We start from the raw sequence: 6,138 nt of genomic DNA, 5'->3' as shown, positions 1-6,138 counted from the left end.
TGAGGCCGTCGTTCCCAGGTAGGAGGGGGATGCAGCCGGTTCCTGGCCGTTTGACCTTTGCATTCTCTTCTCTTGCAGCAACGCTTGCCGCCAGCAACGGTAGAATGCCAGGCTGAGAGCAAAAGCAGTGTCGGCAACAGGTGAGGATATGGCGCAGCGTGCCCAGCAGGGATCCGCAGTTGGCAGCAATCGGTGGGAGTGGGGGAGAAAATCGCTCCGGCTTGTCTTAGCTGCTGTGTTGCTGTGGGCGGTTTGGCTGGGTGGGATCCCGGCCCTGGCGCTGCCGCAAGGGGATGCCATTACGGATCCGCGTACTCTCTTGCGGCGGGCGCTGCCCATCCAGGACAGCCGGATCTGGGAAATCGATGAGGCCATCACCAAAATTGAGAGCGACCTGAAGTACAACCGCTGGTCGGCGGTGCGGGGAGATGTGCGCCAGGTGGAGCGGCTTCTGGATCGCTACACGGATCCCCTCTTGGCGGAGTTGCCCCCTGAGCAGGCTGCCGCCGCCGCTGGAGAAGTTGCCGCTCTACGCCAGGAGTTGCAAACCATCGGCCAGGCCACGGAGCGCAAATCCAAGGGCAAAGAAGAGGCCCGCGCCGCCTACGACCGCCTCATAGACGAGCTGGGATCCCTGGAAAACCACTGGGTGGGGGCTTTTCCCTACGCGATCCCTGCCGAATATGCCGACAAGCCGCAGCTCCTGGGCCGGGCGGAAGTGGAGCTGAACACCACCGCCGGGCGCATGGTGATCACGCTGGATGGGTATAGCGCCCCCCTCACCGCCGGCAACTTTGCCGATTTGGTGCAGCGGGGCTTCTACGACGGCCTGACCTTTGACCGGGTGGAGAACTTCTTCCTGGTGCAAGCGGGGGATCCCCCAGGCCCTGCCGACGGCTATGTGGATCCGGCCACCGGCAAGGTTCGCACCATCCCGATGGAGATCCGGGTCAAAGGCGAGGTGGTGCCCCGCTACGGCCAGACCTTCGATCAACTGGGCCTGTGGGATGTAGAGCCGGCCCTGCCCTTTGCTGCTGAGGGGACGGTGGCCATGGCCCGCTATCCCGATGATCCCAACAGCGCCTCTTCTCAGTTCTTCATCTTCATGGCCGAGCCGGATCTCACCCCTGCCGGCCTCAACCTCATGGATGGCCGCTATGCCGTATTCGGTTATGTTACCGAGGGCACCGAGGTGCTGCGCAAGATCAAGCTAGGGGACCAGATCCTGAGCGCCCGGCTGATCTCAGGCCAGGAAAATCTCAAAAATGGGGCTTAGGGATCCGCGGCGCCACCGTTCGTTTCCTGTCTGACTGCATCGATCAGCCGCCGCACCGTCGCCGTCCCTGAGGAGGGCTTGAAGCGCAAGGGAAATTTGCCCCTGGCCAGCAGGCGCAGCCCCAAAGGCACCAAGCTGAGCAGCCCCTCCCGCCCCACCACCTGCAGGCCGAAGCGGCGCTCATCCACCCAACCACCGGAGCGCACCAGTTGCACCAGGGTCTTGCGGTGGCGGATGGCTATGTCCTGGGCACGAGAACGGTTGCCCGACAAAACAGGAGTCTGGTCTCGGGAGAGGATCCCTTGCTTGAGCTCGGTGATTTGATCCAGGGGCGCTACACCCATCGGGCAGACACTGTTGCAGTTCCAGCAGCGGGTACAGCCCCAGACGCCGGCCAAGCTATCTTGAGCTTGCAGGCGTTGTTCCCGTCGGCTGTCGCGGCTGTCTTGGACAAGGCGGTTGGCTTTGGCCAAAGCATGAGGGCCGACAAACTCCGGGTTCACCTCTTTGGCGTTGCAGTCGGAATAGCAGGCCCCGCAGAGAATACAGCCACCGGCAGCGTTGAGATGCTCCCGTTCGGCAGGCAACTGTAAAAATTCCCGCTCCGGGATGCGGCGCCCCGCCGTGCTGACAAAGGGATCCACCCGGCTGAGATCGTTCCAGAAGGGCTGCATATCCACCACCAGATCCCGCAGGACGGGCAGGTTGCCCAAAGGGCCGATGCGAATGGGCTGAGGGCTGCGGGGATCCAGCTCTTCGCCCACCTGTCGGCCACAGGCCAAAGCAGCCCTGCCGTTGATGCGCATGGCACAACTGCCACAGATGGTGTTGCGGCAGTTTTTGCGGAAGGCCAAGCTGCCATCCTGCTCCCACTTGATCCGGTTGAGGCAATCGAGAATGGTAGCGCCAGGGGATGTCTCCAGCCAGAAAGACTGCCAGCGGGGTGGCTCCGGCGGCAACTGTCGCAAAATCTGAAATTCCACTCGCATGGATCCGGAGAATGGGCAGGGGATCCCATCTTAGCGGCAGCGTGGGCAGGCGCGACTACAGCGCGCGGCTGAGGGCGCTACCCGGCCCCTGAAACAACAGCCAAGAGATCAGAAAGTTGGTAACAAACACGCCCAGCAGCGCCGTGACGACAGCATCGGTGGTGGAGCGCCCTACCCCCTTGGCGCCGCCGCTGGTGGAAAGGCCCCAGTTGGAGCCGACAATGGCGATCAGAGCCCCGAACACCATCGCCTTCAAACAACAGACGAGCAAGTCCCAAGGGGCCAGGAGATTCTGAGCCGAGGTGAGAAACACCGCGGAAGGAATGTTGTAGACCGAAGCGCAGATGATCATCCCTCCCACTAAGCCGGTTAGCAAGGAGAGGATGGTGAGCACCGGCAGCATCAGCCCTGAAGCCACCACCCGCGGGATCACCAGGTAATCCACCGGATCGGTGCGCAACAACAGCAGAGCGTCGATCTGCTCGGTGACTTTCATGGTGCCCAGCTCGGCGGCAAAGGCGGATCCCACCCGTCCGGCCAGGATCACCGCCGTCACCACCGGCGTCAGCTCGCGGGCCAGGGCAATGGCCAAAACCCCGCCGATGAGGGAAGAGGCCCCGAAATTGATGAACTCGCGTGCCAACTGAATGGTGAAAACGCCGCTGATCACCACCGCCGTGATCAAAACAATCAGCAGCGACTCCAGCCCCACTGTCGCCAGTTGCTCCAGGGTGTTGCGCCGATGAATACGGCCTTGCAGCAGGTGCAAGATCACCTGACCGGCCAGGAGAAAACTGCTGCCCACCCGCTGCAACCAGTTCATGATCTTTGTCTCAAGGGTTTCAAGAGGCTGATACGGCTGACGGCTCCGCCTCAGGTTCTGCCGGCAGCTGGAAGCTGGGCACAAACGAGGCCCGCGTCAAGGGTTGGTCGATAATTAGCCCTTCCCCCCCCAACACCTCGAGGGCGCGCCCCTCGACGGAGATCCACACCCGCGCGCCGGGGTTCTGGCTGGTGGCCGTGTAGAGCACCTGCGCAATCCGGCTCATCATCGCCGTGGATCCCCCCCCTTGCGTGAATTCAGAAGAGAAATTGAGGAAAATATCGTTGCCTTCCACCCGCACATCCAGCAGCCGCGTCTGGGAGGGGATAGCGGTGGCAAGGTGGGGATCCCGGGGGCCGGCAATCAGCTCTTCCAAGGCCAGACGAATGGCCTCTTGGGTGTCAAAAGCGCGCAGGGAGCGCTCCTGCTGCACGTAGTAGATGGAATTGTCAGCACTGGTCAGCCAGTACAAAGAAAGGGTTTGCCGCGGCCCGATGCTGTACCACCAAGCTCCCCCCATCACCCCCAACCCCAGCAAAAAGCCGAGGATCCCCAGTTGCAGAGCCGGGCCGCGCCGGGGGCGAGGACGCCGTCCTCCCAAGCGGACGGAGCCAAGCTGTGCAGTACGCCCTCCGTAGTGATCCATCGCTGCCATTCCCCTGTCTTGCCTAGCTCTAGGGTAGCGAAGAAAAGCCTACTCTGTCGCAGAACAAGCGCAGCAGCAACTGGATCCCTTTATTTGTATGATGATTAATGACTTATCAACATCAACCCGGCTTTGCTGAGTCGATAGCTGCGCACACAAGGAGCTGAGCCTCAACTATGGTTACTGCCACCGCTACTGCCACCAATGTTGGCTACATTACACAGGTCATTGGCCCTGTGATCGACGCCGAGTTTCCCAGCGGCAAGCTGCCCGAAATTTACAATGCCCTCAAGGTGGAGGGCACAACCGAAAGTGGCCTGAAGATCAACATCACCTTCGAGGTGCAGCAGCTTCTGGGAGACAACCGCGTGCGGGCGGTGGCCATGTCCTCTACCGATGGCTTGGTACGGGGCATGCCAGTGGTGGATACGGGCGCTCCGATTACCGTACCGGTTGGGCAGCCCACCCTAGGTCGTATTTTTAATGTGCTGGGAGAGCCGGTTGACCAAGGGGAGCCCGTTCAAGCTCAAGAATTTGCCCCCATCCACCGCAGCGCGCCGGAGTTTGTCAATTTGACGATTAAGCCAGAGCCCTTTGAAACGGGCATTAAGGTGATCGACCTGCTGGCCCCCTTCAAAAAGGGCGGCAAGGTGGGCCTGTTTGGCGGCGCCGGCGTAGGCAAGACGGTGCTCATCCAAGAGCTGATCCACAACATCGCCGAGGAGCACTCCGGCCTATCGGTGTTTGCCGGCGTGGGAGAGCGCACCCGCGAGGGGAACGACCTCTACAACGAGATGAAAGAATCGGGGGTGCTGGACAAGGTGGCGCTGGTGTACGGCCAGATGAACGAGCCGCCGGGCGCCCGTATGCGGGTGGGCCTGACCGCCCTGACGATGGCGGAGTACTTCCGCGACGTCAACAAGCAGGATGTGCTGCTGTTTATCGACAACATCTTCCGCTTTGTGCAGGCCGGGTCGGAAGTGTCGGCGCTGTTGGGCCGCATGCCCTCGGCGGTGGGGTATCAGCCTACCCTGGCCACCGAAATGGGCAACCTGCAAGAGCGCATCACCTCTACCAAGCAGGGATCCATCACTTCGGTGCAGGCGGTGTATGTGCCTGCTGACGACTTGACGGATCCGGCGCCGGCGACGACGTTTGCCCACTTGGATTCAACGGTGGTGCTGTCGCGCAGCTTGGCCGCCAAGGGCATCTACCCGGCGGTGGATCCTCTGGATTCTTCCTCCACGATTCTGCAAGCCGACATTGTGGGCGAGGAGCACTACAACACCGCTCGGGCGGTGAAGCAAACGCTGCAGCGCTACAAAGAGTTGCAGGATATCATCGCCATTCTGGGGTTGGACGAGCTGTCGGAAGAGGACAAGCTGGTGGTGGCCCGCGCCCGCCGTATCGAGCGCTTCCTGTCGCAGCCCTTCTTTGTGGCGGAGGTCTTCACCGGCTCGCCCGGCAAGTACGTGAAGTTGGAGGACACCATCAAGGGCTTCCAGCGCATTTTGTCGGGAGAACTGGACGATCTGCCGGAGCAGGCTTTTTACCTGGTGGGCACCATCGAGGAGGCCATCGAGAAGGCGGAGAAACTCAAGTCTAAGTAATGCCCTCACCCCCAGCCCCTCTCCTTCTGGGAGAGGGGAGTTGATGACTGCTAGGGATCCTCGGCCACAGGCCCGAAGCGGTAGCCTTTGCCATAGACAGCGTGGATCAACTCGGGGGAGCCGGGCAAGCGCAGGCGACGCCGCAACAGGCGCACCTGGGCGGCCAGGACGTTGCTGCTGGGGGGATCCTCGCCGGCCCACACCCGCTCGTAGATCTGCTCGTGGGTGAGCAACTGGCCAGGGTGGGCCATGAAGTACTCCAGCAGGCGGAATTCCTTTTGGGAGAGGTGGATCATCCGCCCCTGGCGGTAGGCCACTTGGTTCTCCCGATCCAGCTCCAGATCCCCAATTTGCAGGCGAGGGATCCCTTCGCCGGGGCTGGCGGCCCGCCGCAAGAGGGCCCGCACCCGCGCCAGCAGCTCCCGCAGCTCGAAGGGCTTGACCAGGTAGTCGTCGGCGCCGGCGTCCAGCCCTTCCACCCGGTCGTCGAGGGTATCTTTGGCGGTTAGGAAGAGAATGGGGGTGGCGCGGGACGCAGTCTTTTCCACCTGGCGCACCTGTTGGCAGAGGGAGAGGCCGGACAGGCCCGGCAACATCCAGTCCAGTACCAGTAGGTCGTAGGGTGGAGCTGGGGGCTTCTGCAGCAGCTCCCAGGCGCTGTTTCCCTCGTAGGCCACGTCCACGCTGTGGCCCTCTCGCCGCAGGTGCTGGGCCAGGGAATCGGCCAACTCCACTTCGTCGTCCACCAACAAGATGCGCGCCATGCTCTAGGAGTCTGTCTCGTCGTCGGTTGC

Annotated in this window: 6 protein-coding genes; 2 read left to right on the top strand and 4 right to left on the bottom strand. The window is 62.2% G+C overall.

The window, feature by feature from the left end; all coding sequences use genetic code 11:
• Positions 1-148: 148 nt before the first annotated feature.
• Positions 149-1,276 carry a peptidylprolyl isomerase gene (locus NW857_RS11310; protein WP_414335282.1) on the top strand — a complete coding sequence of 376 codons (1,128 nt, stop codon included), beginning with the start codon at positions 149-151 and terminating at the stop codon, positions 1,274-1,276.
• On the opposite strand, the gene NW857_RS11305 is transcribed toward NW857_RS11310, so the two are convergent.
• Genes NW857_RS11305 through NW857_RS11295 form a run of 3 tightly spaced genes read right to left on the bottom strand, consistent with a single transcriptional unit; the run spans position 1,273 to position 3,734 of the window.
• A complete protein-coding gene (locus NW857_RS11305; RefSeq protein WP_414337118.1) occupies positions 1,273-2,265 on the bottom strand; it encodes a succinate dehydrogenase/fumarate reductase iron-sulfur subunit in 993 nt (330 codons plus the stop codon). The genes NW857_RS11310 and NW857_RS11305 overlap by 4 nt on opposite strands.
• Before the next feature lie 55 nt (positions 2,266-2,320).
• On the bottom strand, positions 2,321-3,091 hold the full coding sequence (locus tag NW857_RS11300) for an MlaE family lipid ABC transporter permease subunit (protein WP_414335284.1): 771 nt from the start codon (positions 3,089-3,091) through the stop codon (positions 2,321-2,323).
• Positions 3,092-3,107: 16 nt separating this feature from the next.
• Positions 3,108-3,734: a GerMN domain-containing protein gene (locus tag NW857_RS11295; RefSeq protein ID WP_414337117.1), complete on the bottom strand. Its 627-nt coding sequence runs from the start codon at positions 3,732-3,734 to the stop codon at positions 3,108-3,110.
• Positions 3,735-3,910: 176 nt separating this feature from the next.
• Between NW857_RS11295 and atpD the strand changes: the two genes are divergently transcribed.
• Positions 3,911-5,344 (top strand): F0F1 ATP synthase subunit beta, encoded by a 1,434-nt coding sequence (atpD, locus tag NW857_RS11290; RefSeq protein ID WP_414335276.1) that lies wholly within the window; start codon positions 3,911-3,913, stop codon positions 5,342-5,344.
• A gap of 50 nt (positions 5,345-5,394) precedes the next feature.
• On the opposite strand, the gene rppA is transcribed toward atpD, so the two are convergent.
• The gene (rppA, locus tag NW857_RS11285; RefSeq protein ID WP_414337116.1) at positions 5,395-6,108 is read right to left on the bottom strand and encodes a two-component system response regulator RppA; all 714 of its coding nucleotides are present in this window, start codon (positions 6,106-6,108) and stop codon (positions 5,395-5,397) included.
• Positions 6,109-6,138 lie beyond the last annotated feature (30 nt).

Source organism: Synechococcus sp. H55.9 (assembly GCF_047462355.1).
GTDB lineage: Bacteria > Cyanobacteriota > Cyanobacteriia > Thermostichales > Thermostichaceae > Thermostichus.
The sequence above is the reverse complement of the archived record's forward strand: the minus strand, read 5'-3'. Positions and strand labels throughout refer to the sequence as shown.

Coding starts and splice junctions, on each gene's coding strand:
- NW857_RS11310 (WP_414335282.1), top strand. CDS start 149: ATGGCGCAGCGTGCCCAGCAGGGATCCGCAGTTGGCAGCAATCGGTGG.
- NW857_RS11305 (WP_414337118.1), bottom strand. CDS start 2,265: ATGCGAGTGGAATTTCAGATTTTGCGACAGTTGCCGCCGGAGCCACCC.
- NW857_RS11295 (WP_414337117.1), bottom strand. CDS start 3,734: ATGGATCACTACGGAGGGCGTACTGCACAGCTTGGCTCCGTCCGCTTG.
- atpD (WP_414335276.1), top strand. CDS start 3,911: ATGGTTACTGCCACCGCTACTGCCACCAATGTTGGCTACATTACACAG.
- rppA (WP_414337116.1), bottom strand. CDS start 6,108: ATGGCGCGCATCTTGTTGGTGGACGACGAAGTGGAGTTGGCCGATTCC.